At 37.0% G+C, this 20,176-nt stretch carries 18 protein-coding genes; 7 read left to right on the top strand and 11 right to left on the bottom strand.

The features are described 5' to 3' along the window. Positions 1-151: 151 nt before the first annotated feature. From fabV to ACF3OC_RS09710, 4 genes are all read right to left on the bottom strand, one after another. Complete coding sequence (fabV, locus tag ACF3OC_RS09725; RefSeq protein WP_094281659.1) at positions 152-1,351, bottom strand: enoyl-ACP reductase FabV; 1,200 nt, start codon at positions 1,349-1,351, stop codon at positions 152-154. Positions 1,352-1,476: 125 nt separating this feature from the next. Then, positions 1,477-2,631, bottom strand: a complete 1,155-nt coding sequence (locus ACF3OC_RS09720) for a serine hydrolase (protein ID WP_094281657.1) — start codon at positions 2,629-2,631, stop codon at positions 1,477-1,479. Positions 2,632-2,637: 6 nt separating this feature from the next. Continuing rightward, positions 2,638-3,369 carry a DUF3307 domain-containing protein gene (locus tag ACF3OC_RS09715; protein WP_094281655.1) on the bottom strand — a complete coding sequence of 244 codons (732 nt, stop codon included), beginning with the start codon at positions 3,367-3,369 and terminating at the stop codon, positions 2,638-2,640. Beyond that, entirely contained in the window at positions 3,359-3,964 is a 606-nt protein-coding gene (locus ACF3OC_RS09710) for a hypothetical protein (protein ID WP_094281653.1), read from the bottom strand. The genes ACF3OC_RS09715 and ACF3OC_RS09710 overlap by 11 nt, the downstream gene beginning before the upstream one ends. 246 nt (positions 3,965-4,210) lie before the next feature. On the opposite strand from ACF3OC_RS09710, the gene ACF3OC_RS09705 reads away from it, so the two are divergent. After that, positions 4,211-5,086: a PPK2 family polyphosphate kinase gene (locus ACF3OC_RS09705; protein ID WP_094281652.1), complete on the top strand. Its 876-nt coding sequence runs from the start codon at positions 4,211-4,213 to the stop codon at positions 5,084-5,086. Positions 5,087-5,100: 14 nt separating this feature from the next. Here the strand turns inward: ACF3OC_RS09705 and ACF3OC_RS09700 are convergent, their stop codons facing one another. Continuing rightward, entirely contained in the window at positions 5,101-5,889 is a 789-nt protein-coding gene (locus ACF3OC_RS09700) for an SDR family oxidoreductase (protein WP_392471539.1), read from the bottom strand. Between the two features lie 64 nt (positions 5,890-5,953). Further along, complete coding sequence (locus ACF3OC_RS09695; RefSeq protein WP_094281650.1) at positions 5,954-6,346, bottom strand: hypothetical protein; 393 nt, start codon at positions 6,344-6,346, stop codon at positions 5,954-5,956. Positions 6,347-6,490: 144 nt separating this feature from the next. Here ACF3OC_RS09695 and ACF3OC_RS09690 point away from each other — a divergent pair, with 144 nt between their 5' ends. The 4 genes from ACF3OC_RS09690 to kdsB all read left to right on the top strand — a co-directional run bounded on the left by ACF3OC_RS09690 (position 6,491) and on the right by kdsB (position 9,380). Beyond that, on the top strand, positions 6,491-6,871 hold the full coding sequence (locus tag ACF3OC_RS09690; protein WP_094256338.1) for a hypothetical protein: 381 nt from the start codon (positions 6,491-6,493) through the stop codon (positions 6,869-6,871). Between the two features lie 104 nt (positions 6,872-6,975). Next, positions 6,976-7,974, top strand: coding sequence for a tryptophan--tRNA ligase (gene trpS, locus ACF3OC_RS09685; RefSeq protein WP_094281649.1), 999 nt, complete (start codon positions 6,976-6,978; stop codon positions 7,972-7,974). A gap of 3 nt (positions 7,975-7,977) precedes the next feature. Then, positions 7,978-8,592: a deoxynucleoside kinase gene (locus tag ACF3OC_RS09680; protein WP_094256336.1), complete on the top strand. Its 615-nt coding sequence runs from the start codon at positions 7,978-7,980 to the stop codon at positions 8,590-8,592. Between the two features lie 44 nt (positions 8,593-8,636). Continuing rightward, positions 8,637-9,380 (top strand): 3-deoxy-manno-octulosonate cytidylyltransferase, encoded by a 744-nt coding sequence (kdsB, locus tag ACF3OC_RS09675; protein ID WP_094281647.1) that lies wholly within the window; start codon positions 8,637-8,639, stop codon positions 9,378-9,380. 80 nt (positions 9,381-9,460) lie between these two features. Here the strand turns inward: kdsB and ACF3OC_RS09670 are convergent, their stop codons facing one another. Genes ACF3OC_RS09670 through ACF3OC_RS09660 form a run of 3 tightly spaced genes read right to left on the bottom strand, consistent with a single transcriptional unit; the run spans position 9,461 to position 12,010 of the window. Beyond that, the gene (locus ACF3OC_RS09670; RefSeq protein ID WP_094256334.1) at positions 9,461-10,357 is read right to left on the bottom strand and encodes an aldo/keto reductase; all 897 of its coding nucleotides are present in this window, start codon (positions 10,355-10,357) and stop codon (positions 9,461-9,463) included. After that, positions 10,347-11,021 carry an FKBP-type peptidyl-prolyl cis-trans isomerase gene (locus ACF3OC_RS09665; RefSeq protein WP_094281645.1) on the bottom strand — a complete coding sequence of 225 codons (675 nt, stop codon included), beginning with the start codon at positions 11,019-11,021 and terminating at the stop codon, positions 10,347-10,349. The genes ACF3OC_RS09670 and ACF3OC_RS09665 overlap by 11 nt, the downstream gene beginning before the upstream one ends. Continuing rightward, complete coding sequence (locus ACF3OC_RS09660) at positions 11,021-12,010, bottom strand: glycosyltransferase family protein (RefSeq protein WP_094281643.1); 990 nt, start codon at positions 12,008-12,010, stop codon at positions 11,021-11,023. Before ACF3OC_RS09660 ends, ACF3OC_RS09665 begins: the two co-directional genes overlap by 1 nt. A 113-nt stretch (positions 12,011-12,123) precedes the next feature. Here ACF3OC_RS09660 and ACF3OC_RS09655 point away from each other — a divergent pair, with 113 nt between their 5' ends. Both ACF3OC_RS09655 and ACF3OC_RS09650 read left to right on the top strand, forming a co-directional pair. Next, positions 12,124-13,062 carry a zinc dependent phospholipase C family protein gene (locus tag ACF3OC_RS09655; protein WP_144043730.1) on the top strand — a complete coding sequence of 313 codons (939 nt, stop codon included), beginning with the start codon at positions 12,124-12,126 and terminating at the stop codon, positions 13,060-13,062. Positions 13,063-13,114: 52 nt separating this feature from the next. Continuing rightward, on the top strand, positions 13,115-14,986 hold the full coding sequence (locus ACF3OC_RS09650; protein ID WP_094281639.1) for a TonB-dependent siderophore receptor: 1,872 nt from the start codon (positions 13,115-13,117) through the stop codon (positions 14,984-14,986). A gap of 236 nt (positions 14,987-15,222) precedes the next feature. On the opposite strand, the gene trxA is transcribed toward ACF3OC_RS09650, so the two are convergent. Further along, positions 15,223-15,540: a thioredoxin gene (trxA, locus tag ACF3OC_RS09645; protein WP_094256329.1), complete on the bottom strand. Its 318-nt coding sequence runs from the start codon at positions 15,538-15,540 to the stop codon at positions 15,223-15,225. 100 nt (positions 15,541-15,640) lie between these two features. Continuing rightward, positions 15,641-20,062: a DNA polymerase III subunit alpha gene (dnaE, locus tag ACF3OC_RS09640; RefSeq protein WP_392471531.1), complete on the bottom strand. Its 4,422-nt coding sequence runs from the start codon at positions 20,060-20,062 to the stop codon at positions 15,641-15,643. Positions 20,063-20,176: the final 114 nt, after the last annotated feature.

Here is a 20,176-nt window from a genome sequence, read left to right as displayed (position 1 = left end):
GAAAAGAACGCTAACCTATCTTTTTACAACAAAATTTACTTTTTTACAATAAAAATAGGATTCCTATCCTATTAACCTCCTATTAACAGTAATCAAAATAAAAAAGGCGTTAAGAAATTTTCCTAACGCCTTTTTAGAAGTATTTGATGAATTATTCAGCCAAACTTGGAACTTGAACTAATTCACTCGTGTCTTTATTGTAGTCGATGTTATCGAAATTAAATCCAAACAATTGGAAGAAGTCATCTCTATACCCTTTGATATCAGAAATCTCTTCTAAATTCTCTGTATTCGCTTGTTCCCAAAGTTTTGCAACCTCTGCTTGAACATCAGCTCTCATTTCTAAATCATCAACACGGATTCTTCCTTTATCATCCAATGGAGTTTCTACATCATTATATAAACGCTCAGCAAACAATCGTTGCATTTGCTCAATCGTGCCTTCATGAATACCTTTCTCTTTCATTACTTTATATAATAATGAAATATACAATGGAACCACAGGAATAGCTGAACTTGATTGCGTAACTAAAGCCTTATTCACTGATACATAAGAAATACCATGTAAATCTTTCAATAATTCATTTATTGCGGGAACAGTAGCTTCCAAATCGTCTTTCGCACGACCAATTGTTCCATTTCTATAGATTGGATAAGTCAATTCTGGACCGATATAAGAATAAGCTACAGTTTTAACACCCTCTGCTAAAACTCCAGCTGCCTTTAGGTCTTCAATCCAAAACTTCCAGTCTTCACCACCCATAACAGCTACTGTATTATTGATATCATCAGCTGAATCTACCGGCTGAATACTAATATCTGAAACTACTCCAGTATGAAAATCTACAGTTTTATTTGTAAATGGCTGTTCAATTGGTTTTAATACCGACGAATGTTGAACCCCAGTTTTTGGATGCGTACGACGTGGTGATGCTAATGAATAAACAACCAAGTCAACCTGACCTAAGTCTTTCTTTATTAACTCAATAGTTTGTGCTTTGATTTCGTCAGAAAAAGCATCTCCATTTATGCTCTTCGCATATAGACCTGCCGAATGTGCCTCCTTTTCAAAAGCAGCACTGTTATACCAACCCGCAGTACCTAATTTTCCCTCTGATGCTGGTTTCTCGAAAAATACTCCAATAGTCGCTGCTCCTGATCCGAATGCAGCACTTATGCGTGAAGCAATCCCAAATCCTGTCGACGCCCCGATTACTAATACCTTCTTAGGGCCATTCTTAATCTCACCCTTAGATTTTACGTATTCGATTTGGTTCTTGATATTCTCTGCCGCTCCTTCTGGATGTGCTGTCAAGCAGATAAAACCTCTAGTTCTTGGTTGAATAATCATATTGCTAAATTCTCAATTTGAATAATGTTTACAAAAGTAGTTAATTTTTCATGAAACAATCCTTAAATATACCCTTTACTAATCCCCGTAAAATTTATCGCTAGGAATCAATAGGTTAACAGGATTTACTTCTTCTTAATAAAATCTTGATAAAGTAAGTTAATAACTTCCTTTGACATGACAATGTCCTCATTCCGATCAATCGTTGGAATACATCCATTCGTTATCACAATAAATCCAAACTTCTTCTTGGGTTCAAAAAACATATTACTGTAAAGACCATATGCTGATCCGGTATGTCCTATCATATGCTCTCCCTCAATTAATCGATCTGTTTCTAATAATGCTAATCCATAATTTTCCTTCGCTGATAGTCCTTTTTGCATCCGCTTTGAACTCGCTTTGGAAATGAGCTTCACCTTTCCTGATTTCCCATAATTCATATGCATCAACATATATTTTGATAAATCATGTGCTGAAATTTTCATTCCACCTGTAGGAGAAAATACTGGGGTACTCTCGCCCATTTTGTAATTTCTTATTTCCTCAGACCTCGGATTGTAGGCTGCCTTTTGCTCCACATAAACCCCATTCTCCTTATCATACAACTTTGCAAAGCGTTTTTGATCCAACGAATCAACACAATATCCCGCATCTAATCCTAATGGAGTTAATATTTGCTGCTTGATATAATTATCAAAACGAACCTCTGTTAATCGCTCCAAAACAGCCCCAATCATATTGAAATTTAAATTACAATATTCATAGTCCGTTCCTGGCTCATAATTATTATAGGATTTCGCCCAATCTTTATTTTTTACCGTATCCAAAACATCAAATGTAAAGTAACCATTGCTGTCATTGAGACTCGAACGGTGCGAAAGCATCATCTCCAAGGTAATCTTCGTCTCTGGAAACTTCGGATTCCTTACCTTAAACCCTACTAAATCACTGATATCATCATCTAATGATACCTTTCCCTGTTCAACCAACTGCATGATAGCAGTGGAACTAAACGACTTGGAAATAGAGGCTATCCGAAATAAATCCTGTGTGGTCAATGCTGTTTTATTTTCGAGGTCCTTGTACCCAAATGCCTTCTCATAGATCGGTTTCCCGCCTTTTACAACCACAATCGCAAGCCCAACCGCATCATATTTATCGGTAATCTTCTTTAATTCAGTTTCAAACGATGGACTTTGGGCCATCGTATTCATGCTCATGCAGACCCCAATAAAAAGACATAGTAATCGCTTTACCCCTCTTAGATTTATTTTCATAGTAGATTATATTATTGTCAGTAGATATTTTAATGAGAATGCTACAAACATACCTAAACCAAAACTCAATAATGTACCTATTAGCACATATTCTGTGAATTTTGTGTCCTTAGCATTCGTTAAATCACCAAAACGAAATATGGATTTCGCAGCTAATAAGAAGCCTATTCCTTCATTTAAATCAAGCAATACAAATCCTAAGATCATCGCTCTTTCCAAAATCCCTATTATCGTCCCGGCATCAAATAAAGTCTCTTTTCGCTTGCTATTGAATTCAACCTCCTTATTCCATTTACTGAAAAACACGCGGATGATGATCGGAATAACAAATATGATCAATAGAATTGCTATAGCAAATAATAAAAATTTATTCCATGATATTGAACCTATTAACTCCTGAAAGCTCGATTGATTATTAAAGTAATATACAGCAAATATACTGGCGATATGTAAAGCCTGGTCTATTAAAAATATCCTGACTGGATTGGATGGCCAACGCTGTTCCCAGCCTATCTTTAGACTATCGATCGCCAAATGAGCTGCCGTCAGAAACAAGATGATCTGCCATTTCCCTGCGAGGTCATTTATAAAAAATAATATGAGTAACCCTGCATGGACCGCAACATGATAAAAAAGATATTGAATCTGTGTCTTTCGCTTATCAACCCACGATTTTGGTTGAAAGACAAAATCACCCAAAATATGGGCTATCAACATTTTAAGCAAATCAATTAACATATCGCTTCAATTCTTTTGTACAATAATTTATAACTTGATTGATCTTGGAATAATTGGCTTTGCTCAATTCCGTGCTTACCTGACTTTGATGTTTCCGACCAATGATTTTTGTTAACTCGGTTTGATTCACTTCAGGATAGTCCATCGCTGCCTGAACAGTTTCTGCCATATTCGGAGTCCATTGGTCTGTTAAACGTGTCGATAAGGTCAATATCAAATTTAACCCTTCGTCCAATTCTTTCCATCTTGACTTAAACTCCAAACTCTCCTTATTCAAACTGTCCAAGGATTGACCCGAATAGATAAATGCCTCGCCACTGGACTTCTTGATATCCTTATCCAATAACTCAACCCTCCCTAAACCTATACCAATCCGAATATCCATCCCCTCCAATTGGCGCATCTCTGCCTTTAAATAAAATATCGCATGAAAACAGGAACCTAGTGGAACCTCCGCCTGAAAACTATCCCCCCGAAATATATCATACGTGAGAGCATATTTTTTAATCCCATGCTCCAACTTCGGCAACCACTCCTTGGCCTCATGTGACCGTGAATGAACCACATCTCCCGTTAATATTACATGGTAACTCATAGTTTTTATTTAATTAATCATTCAATATAATCATATTTCCGTTTATCATCAAAATAAATGATAAACAAATATATCATCAAATTTAGTGATATTTTAAATTATCATCAAAATGAATGATATTTTGAATTATCAGCAGAATGAATGATATTAATAAAGCAAGGATTACAAACCCTCCCATTTAATCTGAAACCTATTAAAAATCAATAAACAAAAATTTATTAAATTGTGTTGTTTAAATAAAAATCTATGGGAAACTATATAAAGAAGTTTGCCGCTAACAGCAGCTTTAAATTAAAAGAACATCCAACTGATATCCGGGATGAAATATCAAAAGAGGATGCCAAAATAGAACTTAAAGAGCTAAGAAAAAAAATAGCAGCACTACAGGATAAAATGTATGCAGATGATAGATATAGTGTATTGATCTGCTTACAAGGTATGGATACCTCGGGCAAAGATTCATTGATCCGCGAAGTTTTCAAGGAAATAAATGTTCGGGGGGTGGTCGTAGAAAGTTTTAAAACACCAACAGAAATTGAACTACAGCACGATTATTTATGGCGTCATGAAATAAAACTTCCTGAAAAAGGAAAATTCACAGTATTCAATAGAACACATTACGAAAACGTTCTGGTTACTCGGGTACATCCGGAATATTTGCTGAATGAAAGAATTCCTCATATTACAGATCCACATAACCTCCCCAACGATTTTTGGGAAATGCGATTCAAACAAATCAATAATTTTGAGGAACGATTGACCCAAAACGGAATGATTGTCCTCAAATTTTTCTTAAATATTAGTAAAGAAGAACAAAAGAATAGATTATTGAGCCGATTGGAGGAAGAAGAAAAAAATTGGAAATTCTCCCCAGGTGACCTAAAGGAAAGAGCATTATGGGATAAATACATGGAATGCTATAATGAGGCTATTAACAACACTAGCAAAAAACATGCACCTTGGTATGTAATTCCTTCAGATTCCAAGCCAATCAGTAGATTCATTGTCGCAAAAATAATCTACGAGGTATTGGCGCAATATAAGGATATCAAATACCCCGAGATGCCTGAAGAAATTGAAGATCATAAAAAGAAATACAAAGAACAATTGGAAGCTGAATAGCTTCCAATTGTTCTTTAAAATATTACACTGGAAAGCCCACCATCCAATGGAATGGAAGCCCCAGTTAGAAAACTTGCATAGTCTGACGCCAAAAAAGAAGCTAAATAGCCATATTCTTCTGGCTTACCCAAACGCTTAATGGGCATACTCTCAATCCGGCGCTTTTCTATTTCCTCCAAGGAAACTCCTTCATTCGCCGCTTGATTTTTCATAAGATCATATAATCGATCTGTCGCAAAATAACCTGTCAAAACAGAATTTACGGTTATACCATCAGCAGATACTGCCTTTGATAAGGACTTACTCCAACTCACCAAGGCTACTCGCATACTATTTGATAGAACCAAACTATCTTGTGGCTCCTTGACCGTCAAGGAGGAAACATTGATAATCCGACCAAAACCAGATTCCCGCATCCCCTTCAACGCTAGCTCCGAGGTATAAACCGCGTTCTTGAACAATAAATCAAAAGCCTGCTGATAATCTGAAATACCCTTATCCAAAACAGTTCCGGCTGAAGGACCATTCGTATTATTCACCAAAATATCAATCTGATGAGAATCAAAATATTTGGCTAAGACTCCTTGATGCTTCTCAAAATCCATGAAATCCGTTTGCAGATAATCATGTTCTTGACCGCCCTCTACAGAAAGTTCTTTCATAACTTCCTTTAACTTATCCTCATTTCGAGACATTAAAGTAACGGTAGCCCCACAAGAAGCTAATTCCTTTGCAATAGCTTTGCCTATTCCGCCGGTCGCTCCACCAACCAATGCCTTTTTCCCTGTTAAATCAATTTGCATATTAATAATTTTGAAAGCCTAAATATAGCTATTCAAGAATAATAAACGACTTGTCAACTAGGATTTAATCTCCTTCATATTTTGGATACCCTTCTTCATCCAGATCGTCACGCTCATCCTCTGCATCCCGAGATAATTCCTCATCTTCCTTCGAAACTCGGACAATACTCTCCCCTTCAATATGCATATCATTCTCCTCCAAATCTTCCCGCTCCAATTCATCTAAGGGAGCATATTCATCCCCTACTAAAGGATTCGAAGAATCATAAGTAGAATCATCATCCGCAGCTCCCTCACTTATGGAATCATAATCCGATGGATGATCCCAATCCGGATCATTATCATTGACATCCAATTCATAAGAAGCCTCCTCAGCATTATATGCCAAATCCTTCGGATCCTTTGGCCCTTGATCTTCATCCTTAATTTTCTTCTTGTTATTATCTTCTGAATTCATAATAATTAATTTTTAAAACCTACTCTTAAAACCAATTAAACCAGCCAATTGTTTGCATAAACATCATAAGATTAAACCGTTTTACCCGTTGTATTAAAGAGGACAATTGATTATATTTACTTTAACAATTTATAAACTTCTATTATGCAAACTAAAACTGAGTACCTGATTTGGGACAAAATCGTCTCAAGTGCGAAAAGTCGTTTTGATGCTGAATTGTATTCTAATAAGTTCAGAAATATGAACCCGGAATTGTTTGATAAACTAATCCTCCATATCATCGTAGGATTTGCTTCCGGTGAAGATCATGATAGTATATCAACCAACCTACACAACGAACTGGAACATTTTGGAATTGATGTCCGCGAAGGAATAATCGATACAATTGTATCGGATAAACATGTAACCTTCAGTTGTGAAATCTATGCCGCCTATTTGACTTTCTCCATGTTGGAAGATGGAGCTCAAGAAGCCGAAGTTTTAGGCTATGTGACAGATCTTCTCGAAAACCCGCATATCTATTAAAGAAGCATTATTTCCGCTTAAAGCAGCTTAAATCGATTAACCTCAGCTTATCATCTTGATATCCTGTCGGTAATTTCCTGTTTTTTATGTAACTTCGCAGTTATATGGAAACCGTTGTTAGTGGTATTAGAAGTACCGGAAAATTACACCTTGGGAATTATTATGGAGCGTTAAAAAATTTCGTCAAAATGCAAGACGAATTTAACTGCTTCTTTTTTATCGCAGATTTACACTCATTAACCACTCACCCTACACCCCATGGACTGCAAGAAACAGTCCGTAATGTGGTCGTAGAATACCTTGCAGCTGGATTGGACCCTGAAAAGTCAACTATATATGTTCAATCGGATGTCCCTGAAGTCGCCGAATTGTATTTATATATGAATATGAATGCCTATATGGGCGAATTGGAAAGATCAACAGCCTTTAAAGATAAAGTCAGAGCAAACCCTAACAATGTAAATGCGGGCTTATTGACTTATCCGGTATTGATGGCTTGTGATATCTTAATCCATCACGGAACTAAGGTACCTGTTGGTAAAGACCAAGAACAACACCTTGAAATGACCAGAACTTTCTCAAATAGATTTAACCGTTTGTACGAAGTGGATTATTTCAAAGAAGCTTTCGCATTCTCATATGCTGAGAAACTAATTAAAATCCCAGGCCTTTCTGGACAAGGTAAAATGGGAAAATCAAATGGTGATGCTGATTGTATCTACTTATCAGATACCGAAGAAATTCTCCGTAAAAAAATCATGCGAGCAGTGACTGATGCCGGACCTACTGAACAAAATCAAACGAAACCAGAAGCCGTACAAAATCTATTTGACTTAATGAATGTGGTATCAACACAAGATACACTTCAACATTTTGACGAATTATATAATAAAGCAGAAATCCGATATGGTGATTTCAAAAAGCAACTCGCTGAGGATATGTTAATCGCAACTAGCGATGTTCGTGCTCGAATTAATGAAATCAGTAAAGATGATGCTTACATTGCTAAAGTGCTCAAGTTAGGCGCTGAAAAAGCACATGAAAGTGCCCAAAAAACTATGAAAGAAGTTCGTGAAATTATCGGTTTAAAAAAATTGTATTAGAATATGCATATAGCAATCGTTGGAAATATTGGAGCAGGTAAAACAACTTTAACAGAATTACTTGCTAAACACCTGAACTTCGAACCGCAATTTGAAGCAGTAGAAAATAATCCTTACCTGGAAGACTTCTATAGTGATATGAAACGCTGGGCTTTCAACTTGCAGATCTTCTTCCTTAATTCTAGATTCCGTCATATTGTAGATCTTCAAAATAGAGAAATCAATATGATCCAAGACAGAACTATCTATGAAGATGCGTATATCTTTGCGGAAAACTTGTACGATATGGGATTAATGAGCGCTAGAGACTTTGAAAACTATTCCGATATCTTTCAAAGCATAGTAAACTACATTAAACCTCCTGATCTTTTAATCTATTTACGTGCATCTGTCCCAACATTGGTCAATAACATCCAAAAAAGAGGCCGTGATTATGAATCCGGGATTCGTCTGGATTATCTTTCTAAATTGAATGAAAAATATGAAAAATGGATCAATAATTACTCAGAAGGTAAACTCTTAATCTTAGATAAGGATAACCTTGATTTTGCAAATAATCAAGAAGATTTAGGAAAAATCATTCAAAAAATAGAAGCCGAGCTCTTCGGTTTATTTTAAAAACTAAAAAGCCGATTCTCATCGGCTTTTCTTATTTTTAATCCATGAAAGTAATTGGAATAATCCCCGCTCGATACGATTCAACGAGATTCCCCGGAAAACCTTTGGTTGATATAGCGGGTATAAGCATGATTCAACGTGTATATAATCAAGTTAAACATGCCGCTTCTCTAAGTGAAGTGGTCGTTGCAACTGATGACCAACGTATTTTTGACCATGTGAAAAGCTTCGCCGGAAATGTGGTCATGACCAAAAAAGATCATCAATCTGGAACGGACCGTTGTGCTGAAGTAATCAGTAATATCAGTGGATTCGATATCGCAGTCAACATCCAAGGTGATGAACCATTTATTGATCCTCAACAAATTGATCTGCTTGTTTCTTGCTTCCAAAACCCTGAGGTTCAAATCGCAACCCTGGTCAGACCAATCACTGAAATCGAGGATCTTGAAAATATCAATAAACCAAAGGTTGTACTGAACTTAAATCAAGAAGCGCTTTACTTCTCCAGGCAACCAATCCCCTTTCTAAGAGGTAAAAACATCCAAGATTGGTTGAAAAACGGAACTTATTATAATCATATCGGTATCTATGGTTTTAAAGTAGATACTCTTAAGAAGATAGCATCCCTTCCAATCTCCAAACTAGAAACTTCTGAATCCCTCGAACAATTGCGCTGGTTAGATAATGGCTATAAAATTAAAACTGCCATTTCAAACCATATTAATGACGCCATTGATACTCCTGAAGATTTAAAAGCCATTCTTAAAAAATATTTTAATCAGTAGGTTTATGATTAACCTAATACAAATAGAAGGTCAGGATTTATTCCTGACCTTCTTTTTGTATTCTATCGACATAGCCAATTTTATACTTCATATCTTATTGTAGGCATATCTTCAATTAAATCTGCATATACACTTAGATCTATCTTCTGCATATCATCAAAAACCTCATCTAAGGAATTGATTTGTTCTCTTGTCCGAATCCCAACCACACTACAGGCAACTGGTGAATGTAGTAAAGGATATTTTAAGGCGAGTGCCAACCTATTTAAATCATACTTACTGGAGATTTCTGCTAATTTCTTCTGAATTTCCAGAACCTCATGTACAGAATAACTCAAATATTTCTGAGCTGGTTTTTTGAGTAACAAACCCTGAGCAATGGTTCCTCGAGCTAATACCGAAATCCCGCTTTCTTGTAATTGCGGAAAATATTCCTCTGGTCTTCGATCAAAAATGCTGTATTGCATCATATCAGAAACAATATTGCTGTTTTGAGCATAATTTAAAAAGACCTTGGGACGAATGGATGAAATCCCATAATACCGAATCTTACCTTGCTTTACCAACAGCTCAAACGCCTCTACAATCTCATCAAATGGATCTTCAATAGTCCCGCCATGAAGTTGATATAAATCCAGATAATCCGTATTTAACCGTTTCAAGGATTCATCAATCGATTTTAAGATATAGGCCTTATCTGGTGCCCAATCCCAACCGCTTCCATCCGGACGCCATTTATTGCCAACCTTTGAAGCTAAAATCCATTTATCCCGATCATCACCTATTAAACGACCAATCAATTCTTCATTCTTCCCTTTATCATAAAGATCAGAAGTATCCAAGTAATTGATACCTAACTCTTGCGCATGTTTGATAATATAGCCATTGGTTTGATCATGACCTTGAACCAATGACATGGCACCAAGTCCAATTTCAGAAATTCGAAGATCTGATTTACCCAATATATTATATTGCATTCTCATTTGCTGATTTGATATCTAGCAACTCTACTTCAAATATTAAAGTGCTATACGGTGGAATAGGTCCACTACCTCGTTCGCCATAGCCTAAGCTATATGGAATATAAAACCTGTATTTTGCCCCTTTCTTCATCAAGGGAATCCCAATTTTCCAACCCTCTATTACCGAATTTAAATTCAAATCCAAAGGTTCGCCTCGCTCATAGGAATTATCAAAACTCTCACCCGTATAGACTTTCCCGATGTAATGTACAGTTACAGTATCACTAAGCGATGGGTTTAGCCCTTTTCCTTCCTTGATAACTTCATATTGAACTCCCTCTGGAGTTACTTTGATTCCTGCTTTGGTTTTGTTCTTCGCCAAAAATTCTTCAGCAGCGTTTTTTAAATTAGCATTCTTCTCATCTTGAATCTTTTGTAAGCCATTACGAATAATGCCTTCGCGCTCTTCATCCTTGAATACTACTTCCTTTCCATCCAGCACATCTCCTATTGCCTTCAAAAGTTGATCTTTATTCAATGGTAAATCCATCCGTTTGATATAAGACCCTAAGTCCTGGCCCAACGCATAGGATAAAGAATCCTTTGAATTGGCTAATGACTGAGCATTAACGGTTGAATTCAGCGCTAAACAAAAAAAGATTCCTAATATATACTTCATTATGGTTTATGGTTTTTTACTATTTTATCAATTATTTCTGCAGTACAATCTTCATAGTCTACACTGACTTTAGATTTTGCATTGAGCCAGGATTCAATATCCAATTCTGACTTCTTTTTTAAACTTTTAATGACTGGAACTCCTATTTCCTCTAATGATGCAGCATTTAAATGTTGCTCATACTGGTTTTTCATAGGGATAACCAACAACTTCTTCCCTAAATATAAGGCTTCTGCCGGGGTTTCAAAGCCTGCCCCACAAAGAACTCCTGAAGATTCGGCCATACTCTGTACAAAGGCATCACTATTTATCGGGTTTATGGATACATTCTTCAACCGGAATGGCTTTTTATTATGCTTGGAAAAAACTTCCCATTTCACATCCGTAAACCGGGAAAGATGTTTTAATAAATGTGAATCATCATAGGAAGGCAAATAAACAGTATAATGACCCAGATCCTTAGGTTCCAATTCTCGAACCGACTGTCGAATTACTGGGGTAAAAATATGCGAAGCATAGGATTTAAAATGAAAACCATAAGAAATATTTGCCGGCGCATAATTTTTCATGATAAATTTTCCCAACATATCCGACTCCTCAGGCTTCGGACTCGATGGGTCAAATGCCCCTATCTGATGACTTAAACCTATACAGTTCTTCTCCTTAAAATAACATCCCCATGCAGATATAGGCTCAAAATCATTGATAACCAAATCATAATCCTCTACAGGAACAGAATTCACCTCTTTAACAAACTTCCTCACCGTCGAACTCATGAAGGTTTTCCATAAATCAACACCCCCGGATTTGCCAAAAATAAAACTCAATCCATGATAACGGTACTTCACCTTAAAGGGTAATTCAATATCAGCTTGGATCCCGCTGATCAAAACGTCTACCTGACCATACTCCTGTAAACAGGGAATAATGTCTATCGCGCGACATAAATGCCCATTTCCAGTCCCTTGAACAGCATATAATATTTTCATCGATTCTGAATTTGACTCTAACAAAGTAACAAATTTCAGTTAATATGTTTCCACAAAATTCTACTTATCTTAACTGAAAATTATTAATTTTCGATAAAACCCTCTATCACAAGATGAAACGATCCATTATCTTAATGTTGTCGATAATCATAATGATAACCCTCTCCGCATGGGGTTTCTATCCCCACAAAATAATAAATACTAATGCCATATTTACTCTGCCGCCACCCTTGAATGATTTCTATAAAAGAAATCTCACCAAAATCCGAGACTATGCTGTAAATGCCGATAAAAGAGTATATATCGACCCGAAAGAATCTCCACGCCATTTTATTGACCTCGACCAAATCCCCCATAAAGATTCCATCCAGATACCCTGGAATAAAGCCAAAGAAAAATATAATGAAAAACTCCTCATGAGCAGAGGGATTGTCCCCTGGCAAATTGAAAAGTCATTTATTCAACTCCGAAATGCTTTCTACAAAAAAGATAGCTATAGAATTATTAAGGTTTCTGCTGACTTGGGCCATTATACTGCCGATGCGCATGTCCCTTTACATACAACCAGCAACTACAATGGTCAGCAAACAAATCAAATCGGAATTCATTCGCTTTGGGAAACAAGACTCCCCGAAAAATATTCCAAAAAATATAACCTTTATGTCGGTCCTGCAAATTACATTGATAATGTCCTCGATTATGCTTGGTCGATTGTTATGGAAAGCAATGCACTCCTCGATTCAGTGCTGCAACTTGAACAAAATCTTTCTCAAAAATTACCCAAGATCCTACATAGATCTTACATCTTACGCGGACAACAAATACAAACGAATTACTCCGATTACTATGTAGAAACTTATCATCAACAATTAAATGGAATGCTGCATAAAAGAATGAAAAAATCCATTCATGCAATTGGCTCTCTGTGGTATACAGCTTGGGTAGATGCTGGTCAACCTGATTTGTCCAATCTAAAAATGAATGACCTTCCTACTGATACCATAGACCTGTCAAAACATAAAATCCCTAAAGGAAGAGAAGAATGGCATTAGAATTTTCATCTAAATATTTATTTTAACTAATTTCGCAGAAAATTTAATTAAAATGTCATCCAAAAAATTATTAATTCTTCTTTCTGCTGTACCTAATCTTTTACTTGCTCAAAATATTACCACGGATACAACTAAGATCAATGAAGTTATTATCCAAGAGAATAGATTTCAGATTCCTTTTAACCAACATAGCCGGAACATTCAGGTTCTGACTCAAAAGGATCTTAAAAGGCTGCCTAGTACAAGTATTAATGAAGTATTAAGATATGTTTCAGGAGTGGACATTAGACAAAGGGGACCTTTTGGCACGCAGGCTGATATTGGAATCGACGGTGGGAGTTTTGACCAAACCTTGGTATTAATTAATGGCGTTAAATTAACAGACCCTCAGACTGGGCACCACATGTTAAATATCCCTATTCCAATTGAATCGATCGAAAGAATTGAGATCCTTCGTGGACCTGCTTCTCGAATGTATGGAATAAATGCCCTAACTGGTGCAGTGAATATTGTTACTAAACAAGTGGAAAACAACTCTGTATTCGCCCATCTTTTTGCAGGGTCTTCTTTTAATAAAGTGGAAGAGGAAGATAAAAATGGCACTTATTATGGCTCTGGAGTTCAACTTGGGGGTACATTCTACAAGAAAAACAACCAACATCAATTATACTCCAGTAAGGAACATAGTAATGGACAACGCTATAATACGGCTAGCGATAATGAAAAAATATTCTACCAGAATAACATTATCCTGAATGATAATAATAAGATTCAGATGATGGTGGGTTATATCAATAATCAATTTGGTGCAAATGGATATTATGCCGCTCCTGGGGATAAAAACTCCGAGGAATTGGTCCAAACTTTTATCTCAAGTATCGCTTCACATCATCAAATCAAAGAGCATTGGTATCTAAGCCCAAGAGTGAATTACCGATATAATGATGATGATTACAGATATTTCAAAGATGATTTATCTAAAGGCAGAAGTCATCATTATACACATAGCGTATCAGGTGAATTAAATGCATACCGTCAATTTAACTTTGGAGATCTTGGATTAGGATTCGAAACCAGACATGAATCCATTAACTCCTCAAATATTGGTGACCACAGTCGTAATAATCTGGGCTTCTTTTCTGAATTCAGATCAACTTACTTCAAAAGATTCATCTTCAATTTAGGGGCATATATTAATTACAATACCGATTACGACTGGCAAGTATTCCCAGGCTTGGATGTAAGTTACCTGATCAATGAAAAATGGAAAATTTCTGCCAGCAGCGGAACTAGTCAACGAATCCCAACTTTCACGGATCTTTATCTTAACCAAAGGCCTGGAAACATTGGAAATCCAAATCTAAAAAGTGAAAATGCATGGCAAAATGAAATAGGAACTTCCTATCAATTGGCTAACCTAACTGTAAAAGCTGGTTACTTCTATAGGGATATTGATAATTTTATTGATTGGATGAGAACTTCAACAAGTGAACCTTATCAGGCTCAGAATCTTGGAAATAATAAAACTCACGGGATATTTTCGAACATCCTATACAATCGACAATTAGGAAATTCTTCAAGTATCAACTTGAACCTTTCCTACACTTACCTTAATTCTTCAATAATCAACGATTACCAGAATGCTATTATTAAATATGGCATTGAAAGTTTAAAACATCAAGCTATAGGGACTTTAACATTTCAAACAGGAAGTTGGTCAATAAGTACGGCAAACAGGTGGCTTAACAGGACCTCCAATCATTCATATTTTGTTTCTGACGCACGCATAGCCTTCCAAAAATCAAAATACACCCTATATACAGACCTTCAAAACATCTTTGACACCCAATATATAGAAGTCGGAGCCGTTCCAATGCCTAGCAGATGGGCAACTTTAGGATTCAAATATAATATCAACCTCTAACAAAACCCTAAAACGGCTAACCCGCTCACGAAATAAAGTATCCACGGATAGCCCGCTTACGATTATTTTCAGTCCCGCGTATAACCCGCTCACGACAAGATACTAATTCCACGGATAGCCCGCTCACGATTATGTTCAGTCCCGCGGGTAGCCCGCATAGGTCTAAATACTAAATACTAAATACTTAAATACTAAAACTAAAAAAGAGCGATTTATTATCGCTCTTTTTTAGTTTTTTAAAGTTGTTTCTCTAATTTCTCAGTTAAAACTGACTTAGGCACTGCGCCGATTTGTTTATCAACGATCTCACCATTTTTAAAGAACAACAATGCCGGGATATTACGAATTCCATAACGTACAGAAATATCTGGATTGTTATCTACATTAACTTTTCCTACCACTGCTTTACCTTCGTATTCAGTTGCAATTTCATCTACCAAAGGACCAACCATACGACATGGACCACACCATTCTGCCCAAAAGTCAATAAGTACTGGTTTATCTGATTTCAATACAACTTCATCAAAGTTGCCATCTGTAATTTCTAATGCCATTTTGATTATGTTTTATGTTTTTACAATTATAATGTACACAAATATAAGCAATCGCTTATACATGCTATTTAAATACAACTATTATTTTTTTTATAACCTATCAATTTAATTTATATCTCACACTCTCCAAGGCTTCTAGTCCATCCAGAAACTCGTTCGTAATAAATATCTTCTTCCTTTTTACAGGCATTTCTATAGAATATTCATCCTGAAGATCCATGATCATAAATTTCAACTGACAATTCGCTTCTTGCCCTTCTAACTGCGTATAACTTATCAATTCTTGTAAGGATTGCATGAATTCCTGATTCAAGACATGTAATGGAAATTGAATCGTAAAACTCTTTGCCATCTTCTCCCGTAAATCAGATAACAATTGAATACCTTTTAACTCAAATCCCCAATTTCCAACCTGTTTAAATCGCTCCTGAACTAATCCCCTGATCTGAACAAAATAGCCTTCCTGCAAATACCCTTTAAATTTTACATAGTCCTCACCGAAAACCATAATCTCATAAGAATCAGAGTAGTCCTCAATAATAAATGAACCAAATGGTTTTCCTGACTTGGCAACCCTATGGTTCGCCAAAGCCACTATTCCACCTAATACAATTTCCTTATTTTTGATTCGGTTAAATTCTAGAAGTACCTCCTGCTCTACTTCTGCCGCTTTTACCTTATTGATCATTTGAAGATCAGTAACTGTATTGGGACAGAAATGTCGCATCTCAAATTTATAATTATCCAAAGGATGACTCGTTAAATAAATACCGATTACATCCTTCTCATATTTCAATTTCTCAATCAATCCCCATGCTGGACATGGACTCATCGTTGGTTCAGGCAATTCTACTGATCCTCCTGATCCAAATAAACTCACTTGGGCCGAGTTCTCATTCTCCTTGAATTTATGCGCAAATTTTATAGCCTTTTCTATTCCTGAACTACTATCGGTATCAGAATAGAAATATTGAGCCCGATGTGTATCTCCGAAGGAATCAAACCCACCAGCATAGGCTAAACTCTCGAAAGCCTTTTTATTGATCATGCGTAAATCAACACGCTTCGCCAAGTCAAAGATGGATTTATAAGGACCATCTGCACGACTATTTACAATAGTCTCAACAGCTCCTGCTCCAACACCTTTTACAGCTCCAATACCAAAGCGAATCGCTCCTTCATCATTTACAGTAAACTTATAATGCGATTCATTAACATCTGGACCTAAAACAGTTAAGCCCATTCGCCTACACTCTTCCATAAAGAAGGTAACTTGCTTGATATCATTCATGTTATTGGACAATACTGCAGCCATGTATTCCGCTGGGTAGTGGGCTTTTAAATACGCTGTTTGATAAGCAACCCATGCATAACAGGTGGAGTGTGACTTATTGAAGGCATAAGATGCAAAGGCTTCCCAGTCAGTCCAGATTTTCTCTAAGACTTTCGCATTATGACCATTCGCCTCTGCTTGAGCCACAAATTTTGGCTTCATCTTATCCAAAACCGCTTTCTGCTTCTTACCCATTGCCTTCCGAAGCACGTCGGCATCACCCTTCGAAAATCCGGCCAACTTTTGGGACAAAAGCATTACCTGCTCCTGATAAACCGTAATCCCGTAGGTCTCACTTAAATATTCCTCACAGGCATCCAAGTCATAGGTAATCGGTTCAATCCCATGCTTCCGCTTAACGAAACTTGGAATATACTCCATTGGTCCCGGACGATACAAGGCATTCATCGCAATTAAATCCGCAAAAACTGTCGGCTTTAATTCCTTCATGTATTTCTGCATCCCCGGAGATTCATATTGGAAAATACCAATCGTCTCACCTCTTTGGAATAACTCATACGTCTTCTCGTCATCTATCGGAAAATTATCCGGATCCAAATCGATATCATGACGCAACTTCACATTAATTACAGTATCCTTGATTAGGGTTAACGTTTTTAACCCCAAAAAGTCCATCTTTAGTAATCCCGCACTCTCTACAACCGAGTTGTCAAACTGCGTAACATATAAATCTGAATCCTTTGCCAAGGAAACCGGAACGAAATTCGTGATATCATCTGGCGTAATAATTACCCCACAGGCGTGAATACCCGTATTACGCATTGAACCTTCCAGAACCCGAGCCTGCTTGATGGTCTCTGCCTCAATTCCAGCACCATCCGCCAAGGATTTTAATTTATTGACTGCTTCCAACTCTTCCGCTCGTAAGACCTCCTTCAAAGCCTTATCCTCTAAATTGAAAATCTTATTCAATTTTAAGTTCGGAATCAATTTCGCAATCTCATTGGCATCAGAAAGTGGCAAATCCAATACCCTGGCTGTATCCTTAATCGATGATTTCGCAGCCATGGTACCATAAGTGATAATCTGGGCAACTTGCGAAGCCCCATATTTATCAATTACATATTGCATAACCCGACCACGACCTTCATCATCAAAGTCAATATCAATATCCGGCATCGACACACGATCCGGATTTAAGAAACGCTCAAATAGTAAGTCATACAAGATAGGGTCAATATTGGTAATCCCTAAACAATAGGCTACTGCTGATCCTGCCGCGGAACCACGACCTGGACCTACTGAAACTCCCATGTCACGTGCCGCAGCAATAAAATCCTGAACAATTAAAAAGTATCCCGGGTAACCCGTTTTTTCAATGGTTGCCAGTTCAAAATCCAATCGCTCTCGAATGGAATCCGTAATTTCTTCATAGCGGCGTTCTGCACCTAGATAGGTCAAATGCTTTAAATAAGCATTCTCTCCGCGCTTACCACCATCCACTAAATCTTCTGGAGATTGAAACTGCTCCGGAATTTCAAACTTCGGCAACAGAACATCCCGATTTAAGGAATATTCCTCAATCTTATCTAAAACCTCTTGAATGTTAATGATGGCCTCAGGGGTATCTTTGAAAACCTGCTTCATTTCTTCAGCAGATTTGAAATAATATTCTTGATTTGGTAATCCAAATCGAAATCCTCGACCTCTACCCTTTGGTGTCGATAATTTCTCCCCATCTTTCACACACAATAAAATATCATGTGCATGGGCGTCTGATTTATTGACGTAATAAGTATTATTGGTACCTATCAGTTTAACCTGATGTTTCTTAGCCAATTGAACCAAAGTGTCATTTACGCGATTTTCATCCTCTTGACCATGACGCATTAATTCAATATAAAAATCATCAGCAAATTGCTCTTTCCACCATATTAAGGCCTCCTCAGCTTGGGCTTCCCCAATATTTAAAACCTTACTTGGCACCTCTCCATTTAGATTTCCCGATAATACAATAAGGTCCTCTTTATAGCGCTCAACGGTTTCTTTATCAATCCGAGGAACATAATAAAACCCTTCAGTATAGGCGATTGAAGCCATCTTAGCCATATTATGGTAACCATGTTTATTCTTTGCCAAGAATACTACCTGATAACCATTATCCTTACGACTCTTATCTTTTCGATTTTCACAAACATAAAACTCACAACCAACTATCGGTTTGATGGTATTTCCTTCAAAAGTTTCACCTTTCTCTGCAGCCTCCTTTATTTTTGCTTCAATCTCTTTATTATGGCTCAGGGTTTTACTTACAAAGTGAAAGGCACCCATCATATTCCCATGATCCGTCATCGCCACTGCTGGCATGTTATGTTTTGCAGCTGCCTGAATTAAGTTGTCAATGGAAATAGTAGATTGTAAAACTGAAAATTGGGTGTGATTATGTAAATGTGCAAATTCCGCGGCTTCGAATTTGGCAAGGGTTTCTGCGTCGATAACCACTTTCTTCACCCCCATGCTTTCCGCTTGGCGGATCGCATCTGAAGCTGCTTTTAAATTTACATGTTTTAAACCAACTGGCTCAACCAATGTCGGATTCTCAGTCTTAAATTCAACAAAGTAACCCGTATCAACCTGTAGATCACTAGCCGAAAATACATCCTTACGGATAAGCTCGAAGAAACATCGTGTTGTTGCTTCAACGTCGGCAGTCGCATTATGGGCCTCCGAAAATGGAACCCCAAAAAGATAACTATGTAATTCTGTTAAGGTGGGTAATTTATAACGACCACCACGACCTCCCGGTAATTTTAATAATTCAGCGGTAACTTCAGTACAGGTATCCAAAACTGGCATCGAAGACATCGGACTATCAACCTGATATCGGTAAAATTCACAGCCCATAATATTGACATCAAAGCCAACATTCTGACCAACAACAAATTTAGCTTTTGATAAGGCTTCATTGAATTTTACTAAAACCTCAGTTAATGGAATACCATCTGATTCTGCTAATTCAGTTGAAATACCGTGGATCTTCTCCGAATCATACGGGATATTGAACCCATCAGGCTTAATTAAATAATCTTGATGCTCAACCAATCTCCCCATTTCATCATGCAATTGCCAGGCAATCTGAATACACCTCGGCCAATTATCGGTATCCGTAATTGGTGCATCCCAACGCTTTGGCAAACCCGTAGTTTCCGTATCAAAAATTATGTACATCGTGCTCTTCTCCCTATAACTATATAACTAACAAAAATACTTAATATTATCTTAATTTTCGACCAATTCCCCCCAACTAAAATATCCACAGCTTTAATTAAATATAAACTAGGA

The sequence above is a fragment of the Sphingobacterium cellulitidis genome, assembly GCF_043187465.1.
GTDB classification, from domain to species: Bacteria; Bacteroidota; Bacteroidia; order Sphingobacteriales; family Sphingobacteriaceae; genus Sphingobacterium; species Sphingobacterium cellulitidis.
The sequence above is the reverse complement of the archived record's forward strand: the minus strand, read 5'-3'. Positions and strand labels throughout refer to the sequence as shown.